At 70.8% G+C, this 15,377-nt stretch carries 13 protein-coding genes; 8 read left to right on the top strand and 5 right to left on the bottom strand.

From position 1 onward, the window contains the following. Nucleotides 1-163: 163 nt before the first annotated feature. The gene (gene hrpA, locus ACFYL4_RS02590) at nucleotides 164-4,129 is read left to right on the top strand and encodes an ATP-dependent RNA helicase HrpA (protein WP_357765833.1); all 3,966 of its coding nucleotides are present in this window, start codon (nucleotides 164-166) and stop codon (nucleotides 4,127-4,129) included. Nucleotides 4,130-4,368: 239 nt separating this feature from the next. Here the strand turns inward: hrpA and ACFYL4_RS02585 are convergent, their stop codons facing one another. Both ACFYL4_RS02585 and ACFYL4_RS02580 read right to left on the bottom strand, forming a co-directional pair. After that, complete coding sequence (locus ACFYL4_RS02585; RefSeq protein ID WP_387515850.1) at nucleotides 4,369-5,007, bottom strand: pyridoxamine 5'-phosphate oxidase family protein; 639 nt, start codon at nucleotides 5,005-5,007, stop codon at nucleotides 4,369-4,371. Nucleotides 5,008-5,057: 50 nt separating this feature from the next. After that, on the bottom strand, nucleotides 5,058-5,588 hold the full coding sequence (locus ACFYL4_RS02580) for a globin domain-containing protein (RefSeq protein WP_357765839.1): 531 nt from the start codon (nucleotides 5,586-5,588) through the stop codon (nucleotides 5,058-5,060). Between the two features lie 432 nt (nucleotides 5,589-6,020). On the opposite strand from ACFYL4_RS02580, the gene ACFYL4_RS02575 reads away from it, so the two are divergent. The 5 genes from ACFYL4_RS02575 to ACFYL4_RS02555 all read left to right on the top strand — a co-directional run bounded on the left by ACFYL4_RS02575 (nucleotide 6,021) and on the right by ACFYL4_RS02555 (nucleotide 10,801). Next, nucleotides 6,021-7,235 carry a lactonase family protein gene (locus ACFYL4_RS02575; protein ID WP_387515847.1) on the top strand — a complete coding sequence of 405 codons (1,215 nt, stop codon included), beginning with the start codon at nucleotides 6,021-6,023 and terminating at the stop codon, nucleotides 7,233-7,235. A gap of 145 nt (nucleotides 7,236-7,380) precedes the next feature. Then, complete coding sequence (locus ACFYL4_RS02570; protein WP_357765843.1) at nucleotides 7,381-8,004, top strand: biotin transporter BioY; 624 nt, start codon at nucleotides 7,381-7,383, stop codon at nucleotides 8,002-8,004. Continuing rightward, nucleotides 8,004-8,696 carry an ABC transporter ATP-binding protein gene (locus ACFYL4_RS02565; protein WP_357765846.1) on the top strand — a complete coding sequence of 231 codons (693 nt, stop codon included), beginning with the start codon at nucleotides 8,004-8,006 and terminating at the stop codon, nucleotides 8,694-8,696. Before ACFYL4_RS02570 ends, ACFYL4_RS02565 begins: the two co-directional genes overlap by 1 nt. After that, on the top strand, nucleotides 8,693-9,316 hold the full coding sequence (locus ACFYL4_RS02560) for an energy-coupling factor transporter transmembrane component T family protein (protein ID WP_387515845.1): 624 nt from the start codon (nucleotides 8,693-8,695) through the stop codon (nucleotides 9,314-9,316). The genes ACFYL4_RS02565 and ACFYL4_RS02560 overlap by 4 nt, the downstream gene beginning before the upstream one ends. Nucleotides 9,317-9,481: 165 nt before the next feature. Then, nucleotides 9,482-10,801, top strand: a complete 1,320-nt coding sequence (locus ACFYL4_RS02555; protein ID WP_357765877.1) for a hemolysin family protein — start codon at nucleotides 9,482-9,484, stop codon at nucleotides 10,799-10,801. Nucleotides 10,802-10,897: 96 nt separating this feature from the next. On the opposite strand, the gene ACFYL4_RS02550 is transcribed toward ACFYL4_RS02555, so the two are convergent. Continuing rightward, nucleotides 10,898-11,656, bottom strand: coding sequence for an SDR family NAD(P)-dependent oxidoreductase (locus tag ACFYL4_RS02550; protein ID WP_357765851.1), 759 nt, complete (start codon nucleotides 11,654-11,656; stop codon nucleotides 10,898-10,900). Between the two features lie 316 nt (nucleotides 11,657-11,972). Between ACFYL4_RS02550 and ACFYL4_RS02545 the strand changes: the two genes are divergently transcribed. Next, nucleotides 11,973-12,470: an ATP-binding protein gene (locus ACFYL4_RS02545; RefSeq protein ID WP_357765854.1), complete on the top strand. Its 498-nt coding sequence runs from the start codon at nucleotides 11,973-11,975 to the stop codon at nucleotides 12,468-12,470. A gap of 266 nt (nucleotides 12,471-12,736) precedes the next feature. Continuing rightward, nucleotides 12,737-13,573 carry a helix-turn-helix transcriptional regulator gene (locus ACFYL4_RS02540; protein WP_357765857.1) on the top strand — a complete coding sequence of 279 codons (837 nt, stop codon included), beginning with the start codon at nucleotides 12,737-12,739 and terminating at the stop codon, nucleotides 13,571-13,573. A 195-nt stretch (nucleotides 13,574-13,768) separates the two neighbouring features. Here the strand turns inward: ACFYL4_RS02540 and ACFYL4_RS02535 are convergent, their stop codons facing one another. Then, nucleotides 13,769-14,002: a DUF397 domain-containing protein gene (locus ACFYL4_RS02535; RefSeq protein ID WP_357765859.1), complete on the bottom strand. Its 234-nt coding sequence runs from the start codon at nucleotides 14,000-14,002 to the stop codon at nucleotides 13,769-13,771. Between the two features lie 312 nt (nucleotides 14,003-14,314). Further along, complete coding sequence (locus ACFYL4_RS02530) at nucleotides 14,315-15,331, bottom strand: metal ABC transporter substrate-binding protein (protein ID WP_387515842.1); 1,017 nt, start codon at nucleotides 15,329-15,331, stop codon at nucleotides 14,315-14,317. Nucleotides 15,332-15,377: the final 46 nt, after the last annotated feature.

Genomic DNA, 15,377 nt, shown 5'->3' with positions numbered 1-15,377 from the left:
CCCCCCGGCGGAACAACTCCGGCACTCCGGGCGTTGACCCGTGGGTGTGCCCGGGACGACCCGTTGGGTGCGCCCGGGACGCGTCCGCCGGTAGGGGCCCGCCCCGACCAGAACCGTGCCCGCCGGGAAAACCGGTTGCCAGCCCTCCTAACCTTGAGTACTGATGAGCACCACCACGCCCGCGCCCGCCACGGACCAGCTCCGTTCCCGGTTGCGCGACCTCATGCCCGCCGACCGGCACCGGCTGCGCCGCCGTATCGACGGTCTGGCCAGAATCAGCGACGAGCGCCGCCGTTCCTCGGTGACCGCACAGATCGCGGGTGACATCGACCGCGCCGAGCTCCGCGTGGCGGAGCGCCGCGAGGCCGTGCCCCAGCTCAGCTACCCCGAGGACCTGCCGGTCAGCGCCCGGCGCGAGGACATCGCCGAGGCCATCCGCGACCACCAGGTCGTCATCGTGGCCGGGGAGACCGGCTCGGGCAAGACCACCCAGCTGCCCAAGATCTGCCTTGAGCTGGGGCGCGGTGTCATGGGCACCGTGGGCCACACGCAGCCGCGACGGCTGGCCGCCCGCACGGTGGCCGAGCGCATCGCGGACGAGATCGGCACCCCGCTGGGCGAGACGGTCGGCTACAAGGTCCGGTTCACGGACTCCTCCAACGACAACACGCTGGTCAAGCTGATGACCGACGGCATCCTGCTCGCCGAGATCCAGCACGACCGCATGCTGCGGCAGTACGACACGCTCATCATCGACGAGGCGCACGAGCGCAGCCTCAACATCGACTTCCTGCTCGGCTACCTCAAACAGCTCCTGCCCAAACGGCCGGATCTGAAGGTCGTCATCACCTCCGCGACCATCGACCCCGAACGGTTCTCCCGCCACTTCGACGACGCCCCCATCGTCGAGGTCTCCGGGCGCACCTACCCGGTCGAGGTCCGCTACCGGCCCATCTCCGAGGACATCCTCGACCCCGAGGAGAGGAACCCCGGGCCCGGCACCGACAAGGACCAGACCCAGGCCATCCTGGACGCCGTCGACGAACTCTCCCGCGAGGAACCCGGAGACGTCCTCGTCTTCCTGAGCGGCGAGCGCGAGATCCGCGACACCGCCGAGGCGCTGGAGAAGAAGAAGATCCGCGGCCTGGAGGTGCTGCCCCTCTACGCGCGCCTGTCCGTGGCCGAGCAGAGGCGCGTGTGGTCCCGGCACGGCGGACGCCGCGTCGTCCTCGCCACCAACGTCGCCGAGACCTCGCTGACGGTCCCCGGCATCAAGTACGTGATCGACCCCGGCACCGCGCGCATCTCCCGCTACTCCCACCGCACCAAGGTGCAGCGCCTGCCCATCGAGGCGGTCTCGCAGGCCTCCGCGAACCAGCGCAAGGGCCGGTGCGGCCGCGTGTCCGAGGGCATCTGCATCCGGCTGTACTCCGAGGAGGACTTCCTCTCCCGCCCGGAGTACACCGACCCGGAGATCCTGCGCACCAACCTGGCCTCGGTCATCCTCCAGATGGCCGCCCTCGGCCTGGGCGACGTCGCGGCGTTCCCGTTCGTGGACGGGCCCGACCACCGGCAGATCAAGGACGGCGTCAACCTGCTGGCCGAGCTCGGAGCCCTCCAGCCCGAGCCCAAGGGCGAGCACAACCGGCAGCGCCGCCTCACCCCGATCGGCCGACGCCTCGCCCAGCTACCCATCGACCCCCGCCTGGGCCGGATGGTCCTGGAGGCCGAGAAGCGCGACTGCCTCGCCGAGGTCATGGTCATCACCTCCGCGCTGTCCATCCAGGACCCGCGCGAGCGGCCCACCGAGAAGCAGCAGCAGGCCCAGCAGGCGCACGCCCGGTTCACCGACAAGGAGTCGGACTTCCTCGCCTTCCTCAACCTGTGGAACCACCTGCGCGACAAGCAGCAGGAGCTGTCCGGCAACCAGTTCCGCCGGATGTGCCGCGAGGAGTTCCTCAACTACCTGCGGGTGCGCGAGTGGCAGGACATCCACGGCCAGCTCAAGCAGGTCCTGCGCACCATGGACATCGAGGTCCCGCCGCTGCGCGCCGAGGCCGCCGACCCCCGCGCCGTGCACATGTCCCTGCTGGCCGGGCTGCTCTCGCACGTCGGCCTCAAGGACCCGGACAAACACGAGTACCTCGGCGGGCGGGGCGCGCGGTTCGCGATCTTCCCCGGTTCGGCGCTGTTCAAGAAGCAGCCGCGCTTCGTGATGGTCGGCGAACTGGTCGAGACCTCCAAGCTGTGGGGGCGGATGGTCGCCCGGATCGAACCCGAGTGGGCCGAGGAGCTCGGCGCGGACATCGTCAAGCGGGGCTACAGCGAACCGCACTGGGAGCGCAGGCGGGGCGCCGTCATGGCCTTCGAACGGGTGACCCTCTACGGGGTGCCCATCGTCGTGCAGCGCAAGGTCTCCTACGGGGGGATCGACCCGGAGCTGTCCCGGGAGCTGTTCATCCGCCGCGCCCTGGTCGAGGGCGACTGGGAGACCCGCCACCAGTTCTTCCACGACAACCGGAAGCTCCTGGACGAGGTGGAGGACCTGGAGCACCGGGCCCGCCGCCGCGACATCGTCGTGGACGACGACACCCTGTTCGACTTCTACGACCGGCGCGTGGCGGACACCGCCGTCTCCGCCGCCCACTTCGACTCGTGGTGGAAGAAGACCCGGCGCACCGAGCCCGCGCTCCTCGACTTCACCCGCGAGGAGCTCATCAACGACGGTGTGGGCGCGGTCAGCGAGGACGACTACCCGGACGTGTGGCGCCAGGGCGCGTTCGTCTTCCCCCTCACCTACCAGTTCGAGCCGGGCAGCGACTCCGACGGCGTCACCGCGCACGTACCGGTGAAGTTCCTCAACCAGGTCGAGAACACCGGGTTCGACTGGCAGATCCCGGGCCTGCGCGACGAGCTCATCACCGCGATGATCCGTTCGCTGCCCAAGCCGCTGCGCCGCAACTTCGTGCCGGTCCCCGACAACGCGGCCCGCGCCCGGGGCGGGATCACCCCCTACGAGGGCTCGCTCCGCGAGGCGCTTGCGGCCGAACTCACCGTGATGGCCCACGGAGAACGCGTCCGCCCGGAGGACTTCCAGCTGGACCGGGTTCCGGACCACCTGCGCATCACCTTCCGCGCCGTCGACGACCGCAAGCGCACCCTGGCCGAGTCCAAGGACCTCGAACAGCTGCGGGCCAAACTCAAACCGCGCCTGCGCGAGGCGATCGCCACCGAGGCGAAGGGCGTGGAGAAGAAGGGCCTGACCTCCTGGGACTTCGGCCCGCTGGAGCAGACCCTCGAACGCAAGGCCCTGGGCCCCAAGGTCAAGGGCTACCCGGCCCTGGTCGACGAGGGCGAGAGCGTGGCGATCCGCATCTTCGACACCCGGCCCGAGCAGCGGGCGGCGATGCGCGCGGGCACCCGGCGCCTGCTCATGCTGACCATCCCGTCCCCGGCGACGGCGGTCAGCAAGGGGCTGAACAACCCCGACAAACTCGCCCTGGCGGACAACCCACACGGGTCGATCCGCAAGATGCTGGAGGACGCCGAGGCGGCCGCCGTCGACCACCTGCTCACGCGCGAAGGCGGGCCGGTGTGGAACGGTGACGACTTCGCCCGGCTCGCCGACCGGGTGCGCGCCGACCTCGGAGACACCCTCGCCGAGATCCTGGGGAGGACCGCGCGCGTGCTCGTGCTGTGGCGCAAGGTGTCGAAGAAGGTCAAGGGCACCACGTCGCTCGCGGTGCTGCCGTCCCTCAACGATGTGCAGGGGCAGCTCGGCGACCTCGTCGGTCCGGGGTTCGTCACGCGTGCGGGGCTGGCACGGCTGGACGACGTGCACCGCTACCTGCGCGGCGTCGAACACCGGTTGGGCAAGCTCCCCGAGAACCCTCGCCGCGACCAGGTCAACATGTCCAAGGTCGAACAGATGCGCCAGGCCGTCGCGAAGGTCCGCGGGGCCCTGCCCGCGGGGCGGGCCGACGACCCGGACGTGGTCGAGCTGGGCTGGATGCTGGAGGAGTACCGGGTCAGCCTCTTCGCGCAGGAGCTGCGCACCGCCTACCCGGTTTCGGACAAGCGCATCATGAAGGCGGTCGAGGCCGTCAGGGAGGCGGGCAGACGCTCCTAGGTCGTGTTCTGTGGATCATTCCGCGCTCGCGTGGCCAGGCTGCCTCTCGCTGCGCCGATGAAGCTCGGACAGCCAAACCCGGGCTGACCGTCGCTCATCGTCTTGCGAGAGATGGCCTGGCGGCCGCTCGCGGGGCTGGCGGCTCCGCCGCCAGAAGGCGAAAGCATCCACAGAACACGCCCTAGGTCGTCGGGGCGGTCCCGCCGTCACGGGGCCGCCCCCTCCGCTACCAGGGGCCGCTACCAGGGGCCGGTACCGGCGGTGGCGCGCCTGCCCTCCCTGGCCCCGAAGTAGTCGCCGCCCTTGCGCAGCGCGTCGTCGGTGCCCCAGGACTCCTCGGCGCCGACCCGGCGCAGGTGCGGGATGTGCTTGCGGCAGTGGATGTAGGCCTCCTCGACCTGCACCATCATCCACATCTGTGCGCGCTGCCCCGGCACCTGCGGCAGCGGTAGGCCGGGAACGTGGGGGCGCAGGGTCTCGTCCTCCATGATCTTCACGCGCCCGTTGACGTGCAGCCCGATCCGCTCCCGCTCGAAGTCGAGGAACATCAGCCCGATGTGCGGGTTCTCCAGGATGTTGCCCGCGCTGGCGAACACCCCGTTGCCCCGGTACTCGGGGTAGACCAGGGTGCGGTCGTCGACGACGTGCACGAAACCGGGAGGGCCCGCTCGGAAGCTGGAGTCGCACTCGCCCCGGGCGTCGGACGTCGCCACGAACACCATCTCCTGGCGGGCGACGAAGTCCCGCATGAGCGGGTTGAGGTGGTCGAGCATCTGGTCGCGGTAGAAGCGGTCGGCCCGGTCGGTGGTGCCCAGGACCGCCTGTACGTGGCGTTCCCCCTCGGTGCCGGGGGTGCGGTTCTGATGGCTGTGAGTCATGAACGGTGGCTTTCGACGGGGTGAGGGACGGCAGGCAGGGGAGGCGGGTGTCAGGCCCGCCGGAACGCGTGGGGGGCGGCCGACGGAGCCGGGGCGCGGGTGGGGGCGGGCTCCGGAGCCGGAGCCGGAGCGGGGCCCGGGGCTTGGTCGGCCCCGGCCATCATGTTCGCGGTGACCCACTGGTAGACGAGGACCCAGGCCGAACTCATGGAGGACGACCAGGTGGGGGAGACCTCGCTGACGGCGCGGACCAGGGCGCGGCCGACGTGCGGGTAGTGCTCGGGTAGCACGCCCAGCTCCACACGGTGCTGGCGGCCCAGGCGCCGGAGGTAGTGGGCGACGTCGTCGGGGGTGTCGAGGTGGCGCACCACGGACAACAGGGCGTCCGCCATGCGCTGCTGCTGGGGCTTGATGTCCTCGGAGAACATGCTCCTCACCTCGGGGACCATCGAGAAGAGGTTCTCGTAGAAGGACCGGGCCAGACGTGTGGAGCCCTCGGGGATGTCCACGCAGGACTGGCGGACCAGCTCGATGGTCTCCTTGTCGGGCAACGGCACTTCGGACAGTCGGCGAAGGGTCAATTCGGGTCCAGACGTCGGGTGAGCGGGGAACCACGGTCCGCGAGTGCGCGTGGACGCGCCGCTCGCGGTCACCGAGGGGGATGAGGACCTGCGGTGGGGTGGTCCTTCCGTGGGGGCGCGACGGACGCGTACGGGGAGCCCCGGGAGCCGCCCGACCGATCGGGACCACCGTCGGTACGGACAGCCGAATCCGGTGGTCGCGAACAGGGCGGGTGCGAGGGAGACGGCCCTGAATCTCCCATCTCGGCCTGTTGAGGAGGAACTGTAACAGAAAGGCTACGCACGTCACCGTTTTCTCTGTGTGACCGGTGGGTAGCGGGGCGGTTCCGGAGGCGATCGCGCGCGTCCTTCCCCGCTGACGGCGGGAGCGGTAGCATTCCGGCCGTGGTCCGGACCACGGCCCATCCCGAGGCGACGGAAACGAGGCTCACGGTGGACACACCACGACGGCTCCTGCTCGTGGGGACCTACACCCCCGACTCCGACCCGCCCGGCAAGGGCGAGGGCGTCCACCGGGTGTGGTTCGACCCCGAGAGCGGGGAGCTGAGCGCCGACGGCGTCGCCGCGCGCACCACCGGCCCCTCGTTCCTGGCCTTCCGACCCGACCCGCCCACGGTGTACGCGGTCAACGAGAGGGCCCGGGGAACCCTCACCGCCTTCCGCGTGCGCGGCGACACCACCCTCACCGAGATCGGCTCCGTACCCACGGGCGGCGGTTCGCCCTGCCACGTCCGCTACCTGGGCCCCGAACGCGTCGCGGTGGCCAACTACGCCAACGGCGTGGTCGCGATCCAGCCCACCACGGAGGACGGCTCCCCCTCCGGGCCCGCCCGCGAACTCGCGCACCGGGGCCGCGGCCCGGTCGCCGACCGCCAGGACGGTCCCCACGCGCACAGCACCGCGGTGCTCCGGGACACGCACGACCCCCGTCTCCGGTACCTGGTCGCCGCCGATCTCGGCACCGACGAACTGCGCGTCCACCACTACGCCACACCGCTCACCGAGGAGAACCAGGGCCCGGTGCCCGCCTATGACGAGGGCCTGCTCGGCACCGTCCGCCTTCCGTCCGGCACGGGCCCCCGACACATGGCGGTCAACGGCGCGTACGTCTACGTCGCGGGGGAACTGGACTCGCGCGTGCACACCGTGCGCTGGAACCCCCGCAACGGCACCGGCGAGCACCTCGGGTCGGTGCCCGCCCTCGGCGCGCGCACCGCAGCCGTCACCGGAGCCAACCACCCGGCCGAGATCGCGCTCCACCGGCTCAGGGTCGAGGGTCGGGAGATCGCCGACGGCGACGCCCTGCCCATGACCACCGGCTACGAGGGGCGCGTGTACGTCTCCAACCGGGGCGCGGACACCGTCTCGACCTTCGCCGTCCGCGACGAGGGCGCCCGTCTGGAACACCTGGCCGACACCCCCGTCGGCGCCTGGCCGCGCCACTTCGCCGTGGTGCGCGGCCACGGCGGGCAGCCCGACCACCTGGTCGTGGCCGCCCAGAACGGGGACTCCCTGATGTCGCTGCGCGTCGACCCGGACACCGGAATCCCCGAGGACACCGGCCACCGGGTCGACGTCCCCGTCCCCGTCTGCGTGCTCCCCGTCCCCATCAAACGCATCCAGCGCGCCGAGGCCGCCCAGGCCTGACCGGTCGGAGCACGCCCCCGTTCCTGGGCGAACTCCTACAAGAGTCGTGCCCGGCTTCTGTGCCCCCCGCCCCGTGCCGCGGGGCTCCGCATATCGGACAATGGACGGTGATCCACTCCCGACTCCTCCCCGAGGGGGACCACGCATGCCCACCACCGTGACGGCCCACGTCCGCTACCGGGGCCTCACCGCACGGGACCTCGCGCTCGTCGCCGTGTTCGCCGCGCTCATCGCCGCGCTCAGCGTCACCGTCGCCATCCCCATCGGCCCGGTGCCCATCACCCTCCAGACGCTGGGCATCATGCTCGCGCCCAGCCTGCTTGGGTGGAAGCGCGGCTGCCTGGCCATCGCCGCCTTCCTCGCGCTCGGGCTCGCCGGGCTGCCCCTCTTCGCGGGCGGTCGGGGCGGACTGTCGGTGCTGGCCGGTCCCACGGGCGGCTTCATCGTGAGCTGGATCTTCGCGGGCCTCGTGATCGGTCTCCTCACCGACCGCATGGTCGCGCGGGGGCGCTACGTGTTCTGGCGGGGCCTCGCCGCCAACGTCCTGGGCGGCGTCGTCGTCATCTACGCCATCGGAGTTCCCTGGATGGCCGTGGTGCTCGGAGACGGAGTCCTCGCCGGCGCCCTGTCCATGGCGGCCTTCCTACCCGGTGACCTCCTCAAGGCCGTGGCCACCGCGTCGATCGCGAGCGCAGTGTTCCGCGCCTACCCGATCCCCCCGGCGGGCCGCCCGGTCGTCGACGACCGGGTCCCCGAGGAGAACGGCTGATGCTCCGCCTCGAAGGGGTCTCGCACTCCTACGACGACCGCGCGGTGCTCCGGGAGATCGACCTCGAACTCCCGGAGCACCGCATCGGCGTGATCGGGGCCAACGGTTCCGGCAAGTCGACCCTGGCCCGCACCCTCAACGGCCTGGTGCTGCCGGACCGGGGCCGGGTGTCGCTGGGGGAGTGGGACACCCGGCGGCACGCCCGGCAGGTCCGGCGCCGGGTCGGCTTCGTCTTCTCCGACGCCGCGCACCAGATCATCATGCCGACGGTCGCGGAGGACGTGGAGATCGGACTCCGCTCCCAGCGGCTGGGCAGGGCCGAGACGGCGCGGCGCGTGGACGAGGTCCTGGACCGGTACGGCCTGGCCGACCACCGCGACCACCCGGGCCACCTGCTCTCCGGAGGGCAGAAACAGCTCCTCGCGCTGGCGTCGGTCCTGGTGACCGGCCCCGAGGTCCTGGTGTGCGACGAACCCACCACCCTGCTCGACCTGCGCAACACCCGTATGGTCCACCGCACCCTGGCCGGGCTCGACCAGCAGGTCGTGCTCTTCACCCACGACCTGGACCTGCTGCCCGACTTCGACCGGGTCCTGGTCATGGCCGGGGGGCGGGTGGCCTTCGACGGAGGCCCCGAGGACGCGGTGACGTTCTACACCAAGCTCATGGACGAGGAGGACGGGGCCGCGTGAGCGCGATCGGACTCTACGTCCCCGGTTCCGGCCCGCTGCACCGGGTGCCCGCCGGACCCAAACTCCTGGGCCTGCTGGTGGCCGGTACGGCGCTGGTGGTCGCCGGGAACGCGTGGGTGTCCCTGGGCACCCTGGCGGTGAGCCTGGTTCTGTACCCGCTGGTCGGGCTGCGGCCCCGGCGGGCCCTCGCGGTGGTGCGCGCCCTCTGGCCCTTCCTGCTCGCCATCGGCGCCTTCCAGGCCCTGTTCGGGGCATGGGAGGAGGGCGTGCGGCTGTGCGCCCAGCTCTCCGCACTGGTCCTGCTGGCCAACGCCGTCACCCTCACGACGCGCGTGCGGGAGATGCTGGACCTCTTCGAGCGCCTGGCCCGGCCGCTGCGCCACGTGGGAGCCGACCCGGACCGGATCGCGCTGGTGCTCGCCCTGACCGTCCGGTCGATCCCGATGGTCGCCGCCGCTTGGAGAGCGGCCCGCGAGGGGTACCGCGCCCGGGGCCTGTCCGGCCGCCCCCACCTGCTGGTGGTTCCCGTGATCGTCCAGCTCCTCCGGATGGCCGACGCCACCGGAGAGGCGCTCGTGGCCCGGGGGATCGACGAGGTCACCCGAGCACGGTCCGGGTGACCCCCGCCGAGGCCGCCCGGAGCGGTGCCCGCCCCGGGCCCGAACACGGCGATACGGGGCCACGGCGGTGCGCGGACCGGTTCCGACCAGCACGTTGTGTCAAGGTGGGAGCACGACGGCTCCGTACGAGAGCGCGGGTCCACCACAGGGGAGACGACGGACGCCATGGACGGCTACGGGGCGCAACTCGGGTTGGTTCTGGCCCTGGTCCTGGTCAACGCGGTGTTCTCGGGCAGTGAGATCGCTCTGATCACGCTGCGTGAGAGCCAGGTCCGGCGGCTGGCCGGACGAGGGGCCGGTGGGCGGGCCGTGGCCCGTCTCGCGCGAGACCCCAACCGCTACCTCGCGACCATCCAGATCGGCATCACCCTCGCCGGGTTCCTGGCCTCCGCGGCCGCCGCAGTGTCCCTCGCGGGCCCGCTCGTGGAACCACTCGGATTCCTGGGCTCCGCGGCCGGACCCGTGTCGGTCGTGCTCGTCACGGTCGCCCTGACCTTCGTCACCCTCGTTCTGGGCGAGCTCGCGCCCAAACGGGTCGCCATGCAGCGCGCGGAGACGTGGGCACTGGCCGTGTCACGTCCGCTCGACCTGATGGCGACCCTGTCCCGTCCGGTCGTGTGGTTGCTCAGCGCGTCCACCAACCTCCTGGTGCGGATGACCGGCGGCGACCCCGCGGCCGCCCGGGAGGAGGTCTCGGAGGAGGAGCTGCGCGACATGCTCGCCTCGCAGCGCGACATCACGCAGGAACAGCGCACCATCATCACGGGCGCGTTCGAGATCGACGACCGGCGTCTGCGCGAGGTGGTGGTGCCGCGCGGTGAGGTGTTCTCCATCCCGGAGGAGACTCCCGCCGCCGACGCGGTGCGGATGCTCGCCGACCACGGGCACTCGCGGGCTCCGATCGTGTCGGGGGCGGGGCTGGACCAGGTACTGGGCGTGGTGCACTGGTCCGACCTGGTGCGGGGCTCGGGGAGCCTGCGGGAGGTCGCCCGGGAGCCGATGCTGCTCCCCGACTCGCTCGTGGTGTCCCAGGCCCTCCAGAGGATGACCGCGGAGCGGGCCCAGCTCGCCGTGGTCGTCAACGAGACGGGCTGGATCGAGGGGATCGTCAGCCTGGAGGACCTCCTGGAGGAGATCGTCGGGGAGATCTACGACGAGACCGACACCGACGTCCGCGCGGCGCGGTGGCACGAGGACGGGTCGATGACGCTGCCGGGCACCTACCCGGTGCACGACCTGGCCGACCTCGGTCTGGAGACGACCGCCCCGCCGGAGGGCGACTACGTCACCGTGGCCGGGATGATCCTGGCCGTCCTGGAGCACATTCCGCGTGAGCCGGGGGAGCGGGTGGACTTCGGAGGATGGACGGCGGAGGTGGCCGAGGCCGACGGGAGGGCCATCACCGAGGTCCGGGCCCTGCCCGCGGCCGGGGGAGCCGGGGAGGAGCCGCGCACACGGCCGCCCGGGGGCCCGGAGCCCGTCTGAGGGGCCCGTGGCACGCCGGGCGGCGCGGATGGCCGGAACCGGCCAGTGTCCCGCGGCGGCCCTGTCGGAACGCTCCGAGGGCGCACCGGGGACGGATCAGTCGAGGGGACCTCCCGCGACGTACAAGATCTGCCCGGACACGAATCCGGCGTCCTCGCCGGTGAAGAACGCGACGGCGTTGGCGATGTCCTCCGGGTACCCGACCCGCTGTACCGGGATCTCCGCCTGCTTGAAGGCCTTCATGTCGTCGTAGGCGACACCGATCCGTTCGGCGGTGGCGCGGGTCATCGCGGTCTCGACGAACCCGGGGGCGACGGCGTTGCAGGTGACGCCGAACTTCCCGAGCTCGATGGCGAGCGTCTTGGTGAAGCCCTGGAGACCGGCCTTGGCGGCCGAGTAGTTGGCCTGGCCGCGGTTGCCGAGCGCGGACGAGCTGGACAGGTTCACGATCCGCCCCCACCCCGCGGACGTCATGTGCGCCTGGGCGGCCCGGCTCATCAGGAAGGAGCCGCGCAGGTGGACGCCGAGGACGGTGTCCCAGTCGTCGGCGGACATGCGGAACAGCAGGTTGTCGCGGAGCACGCCCGCGTTGTTGACCAGGATGGCGGGCGGTCCGAGGCGCTCGGCGACGGTGTCGACGGCCGACGCGACCTGGTCCTCGTCGGCAACGTCACAGGCCACGGCGACGGCGGTCCCGCCGTCGGCGGTGATCCGGTCCACGACCTCACCGGCCTCGGAGGCGTCGAGGTCCAGTACGGCGACGGCGCGGCCCTCCCGGGCCAGGCGCTCGGCGGTCGCGGCGCCGATACCGCGTGCCGCTCCGGTCACGATCGCCACACGAGGCGTTGGGGACATGGTGTTACCTCCGTTGTTCGCGTGCTGGGCGCGGGGGAATCCTATCCACGTGCCTACCGGTCGGTACGTCCCCGGGGGCGCTTGGGACGCACTTGTGAAACGCTCGGGTAACGCTTCCACGACAGCCCGCCGATACCTCCCACCTGCGCACCGGTAAACCTTCCCGGTTCGTGTCCGCGTTTGCCTGCACTTTGCCGGGGGGTGCCTTACGATTGCGTGCAGCGCTGAGATGCACGTGCATTCGGGACGTGCACCGGCACGAGCCTTCCTTTCGTCGGCGGCCCGGCGCGCGAGCGTCAGTGAGGAGTTGAAGGGCATGGAGTGTGCGGAGGCGGTGGCCAAGCCGACCGGTGCCTGGTGGCTCAAGGTCCTGACCCACGGTTCGCGTCGCTGGAACACCCCGGTCTGCGGCGACCGCCACGACGCCGTCACGTGGACCTTCGAGTCCCGTCCCCGGGCCGTCGCCGCCGCCCGGGAGATTTCCGCGGCCCTGCTCCTCGAATGGCGCATGGAGTACTTGTCCGGCGATGTGGGGGTCGTTGTTTCCGAATTGGTCACGAATGCGGTACGGCACGGAGGCCCGCTGGCCTTGACCAGGCAGGGCCAGGCCGGTATTCAGCTGTCCCTCATGCGTAGCGGCGGTGAATTCATCTGCGCCGTTCGCGACGGCGGAGATCGACTGCCCCGTAGAAGGGAAGCGGAGCCGAGCATGGAGGGCGGCAGAGGGCTTGCCCTGGTGAGCGCTTTCGCGCGAGAGTGGGGTGTGATTCCCACACCGCCCGGCGGAAAGTTCGTTTGGGCGCAATTCGTGTGAGTGGGCGGCCCGGGTCACGTTCTCGGGCGCCGGCCGCCGGGGCGGGTTCCGCGGGAGCCCATCCAGCGGTCCGACGGGTTGCGGGATCGGGTCGAGACCGGCTCGCGGGTGCTCGGGAGCGCGGGCTATATCGTGTACGTGTAGTGTCCGGACCGCCCGGCAAAGGGGTGCGGCCGACCCGATACCCTTGTTCGGAGAATGACAGAGAGGCGGCGAAGGTGGATATCGCTCAATTGCGTCAGGGGAGTGGACCCACCGTGCGTCGCATGCTCCTCGGGCACCAGCTGCGCAAGCACCGTGAGCGCAGCGGTCTCACGCGTGAGGCCGCGGGCGAGAAGATTCGTGCCTCGGCCTCCAAGATCAGCCGCATGGAACTCGGCCGGGTCGGATTCAAGACCCGCGATATCGAGGACCTCCTGAAGTTGTACGGGGTCACGGACCGCAAGCTCCTCAAGCAATTCCGCGAACTGGCGGCCGAATCCAACAAGCCTGGTTGGTGGAAGGAGTACGGCGACGCCCTCCACAAGTGGTTCATCCGCTACGTGGGCTTCGAGGAGGCCGCCGACCAGATCCGGATCTACGAGTCCCAGTTCGTCCCCGGCCTGCTGCAGACCGAGGAGTACGCCCGCGAGATCATCTCCGGCGGTGTCGACACCGACGTGGTGACCGAGCAGCGCATTCAGGCCAGACTCACCAGACAGAAGCATCTGGAGGCCGGGAAGAAGATGTGGATCATCCTCGACGAGGCGGCCGTGCGCCGTCCGATCGGGGGCCGGGAGCGCGGTCCGGCGATCATGGGCGGCCAGCTCCGCCACCTGATCCACCTCTGTGAGAACCACGAGAACGTCACCCTCCAGATCATCCCCTTCGAGGTGGGCGCGCACGCGGCGGAGGCCGGTTCCTTCACCCTGCTGCGCTACTCCGAGTTCGAGCTCTCCGACATCGTCTACCTCGAACAGCTCACCGACGGCGAGATCATCGACAAGCCCGCCACCGTGGAGGCCTACACCAAGGCCATGACGCGGCTGAGCGTTTCCGCCGCCACTCCCGACGAGACCCTCTCCCTGCTCAGGGACATGCTCAAGGACCTCGAAGGCAGCTGATCCCCCGCAGGCTCCGTGACCTGGGCGACCCGCCCCTCCGGTCCGCGCACGTATGAAGGGCTCCGTCCGGCATGGACGGAGCCCTTCGGCGTCGCACGGGCCCCTGAGGCCTGGGAGAGAGCAGGGGGCAGGCATACCAGGCCGTGGTCGGCGCACCGCCCCGGGGCGCGCCGTTCAGGGGCCGGGGAACACGTCCTAGCTGAGCAGGTTGTCGAAGTCGCCGTCCTTGGCGCCCAGGATGAGGCAGTCGATCTCCTCCTGGGTGTAGACCAGGGCCGGTCCGGTCGGGAAGCGCGAGTTGCGCAGGGCGATCGAACCGTCGGTGAGGCGGGCCATCTCGACGCAGGCGCCCTGCGAGTTGCTGCGCTTGGCCTTCTGCCAGGCGGCCTCGGTCAGCTCGGTCGCGCGGATGCCGTTGTGTGCGGTCATGTTCCAGTAGCTCCTTGGTCCGTCTGAGGGGATGTGCGTGCCGATGCACTGCCAGATGCACGTGCATTGGCACTGACACTCTCCCGAGCATAGCGTGACCATCGCCACTTGTCCGGGCGTTTGTGAGGATGTAAGCGCCATGTAATCGGGACGCTTCTCCGGAGCTGATTCGGACCTGTTCCATCCCAGGTCAGGTGGGTGATGGCAGGGAGAAACCGTCGCTGGAACGGGAACCCGGTCCCGAATGCGCTGTAGTACCGAAGGCCCCGCCGTGGGAACGGCGGGGCCTTCTCAAAGGGGGTGGCGCGTGTGTCAGTCGCAGGTGAGCGCTTCCGACAGCGCGTCGAGGTTGCCGCGCATGATCGACGGGTAGTCGTCGCCGGGAGAGCGCTCGGTGACGCCCTCCAGCGGGTCGAGTACCTCGACACGGGCCCCGGTCTCGGCCGCGATGGTGTCGGCGGTGGCCGCGGGCATCAGGGGTTCGGTGAAGATCGTCGAGATGTCGCGGTCCCGCACGATGTCGGTGATCGCCGCGATCTGCGCGGGGGAGGGTTCGGTGTCGGGGTCCACACCGCTCACTCCGATCTGCTCCAGGTCGTACCGCTCGGTCAGGTAGCTGAAGGCGGTGTGGCCCACGACCACCTCGCGGTGTTCGCAGGAGCCCAGGCCCGCCTCGTACTCCTCGCCGATGCCGGAGAGTTCGCCGATGACGCGCTCGGCCCCCTCCTGGTAGCGGTCGGCGCCGTCCGGGTCGACCTCGCCCATACGCTCCGCCAGGGCCGAGGCGGCCTCCTGCATGAGGTCCACGTCGAGCCAGAAGTGCGGGTCGAGGTCGCCGTGGTCGTGCCCGTCGTGCCCGTCGTCCTCGCCGTGCTCCTCGTCTCCGTGGTCGTGCCCGTCCCCACTGTGGTCGTGCCCGTCGTCCTCGGCGTGGCCGCCCCCTTCTCCGGCCGGGTGGAGCTCGACGACGTCGGCCACGTCCAGCGCGGCGTCGGCCGCCTCCTGGCCGACGGCCTCGTCGACGGCGGGCTGGAGCCCACCGACGTAGAAGGCGATGTCGGCCTCGCTGACCTGTGCGATCTGTCGTCCGGTCAGCTCCAGGTCGTGCGGTTCCGTGCCCGGTTCTGTGAGCTGCACGACGGCCACGTCTTCACCGCCGATCTCGCGGGCCAGCCACTCCAGGGGGTACACGCCGGTGACGACGGTCAGGGCCGCGTCGGCGGGGGCGACCCCCTCGCCGGAGTCGTCCTCTCCTCCGGCCGCGCAACCGGTGGCGATCATCAGTGTGGTGGCGCCGAGGGCGGCGGCTCGCGCGATGGGAGTTCTCATGGAGCCATCATCGGGAAAATGAAAACGGTTGTCAATTTGCCAGCTT

Source organism: Nocardiopsis sp. NPDC006938, from assembly GCF_042869555.1.
Classification (GTDB): domain Bacteria; phylum Actinomycetota; class Actinomycetes; order Streptosporangiales; family Streptosporangiaceae; genus Nocardiopsis.
Note: the sequence above shows the minus strand (reverse complement) of the source record. Positions and strands in the feature narration are given on the sequence as shown.

Bases quoted from the DNA above. Each gene is read 5' to 3' on its own strand.
- hrpA (WP_357765833.1), top strand. From the start codon at position 164: ATGAGCACCACCACGCCCGCGCCCGCCACGGACCAGCTCCGTTCCCGG.
- ACFYL4_RS02585 (WP_387515850.1), bottom strand. From the start codon at position 5,007: ATGACTCACAGCCATCAGAACCGCACCCCCGGCACCGAGGGGGAACGC.
- ACFYL4_RS02570 (WP_357765843.1), top strand. From the start codon at position 7,381: ATGCCCACCACCGTGACGGCCCACGTCCGCTACCGGGGCCTCACCGCA.
- ACFYL4_RS02565 (WP_357765846.1), top strand. From the start codon at position 8,004: ATGCTCCGCCTCGAAGGGGTCTCGCACTCCTACGACGACCGCGCGGTG.
- ACFYL4_RS02555 (WP_357765877.1), top strand. From the start codon at position 9,482: ATGGACGGCTACGGGGCGCAACTCGGGTTGGTTCTGGCCCTGGTCCTG.
- ACFYL4_RS02550 (WP_357765851.1), bottom strand. From the start codon at position 11,656: ATGTCCCCAACGCCTCGTGTGGCGATCGTGACCGGAGCGGCACGCGGT.
- ACFYL4_RS02545 (WP_357765854.1), top strand. From the start codon at position 11,973: ATGGAGTGTGCGGAGGCGGTGGCCAAGCCGACCGGTGCCTGGTGGCTC.
- ACFYL4_RS02540 (WP_357765857.1), top strand. From the start codon at position 12,737: ATGCTCCTCGGGCACCAGCTGCGCAAGCACCGTGAGCGCAGCGGTCTC.
- ACFYL4_RS02535 (WP_357765859.1), bottom strand. From the start codon at position 14,002: ATGACCGCACACAACGGCATCCGCGCGACCGAGCTGACCGAGGCCGCC.
- ACFYL4_RS02530 (WP_387515842.1), bottom strand. From the start codon at position 15,331: ATGAGAACTCCCATCGCGCGAGCCGCCGCCCTCGGCGCCACCACACTG.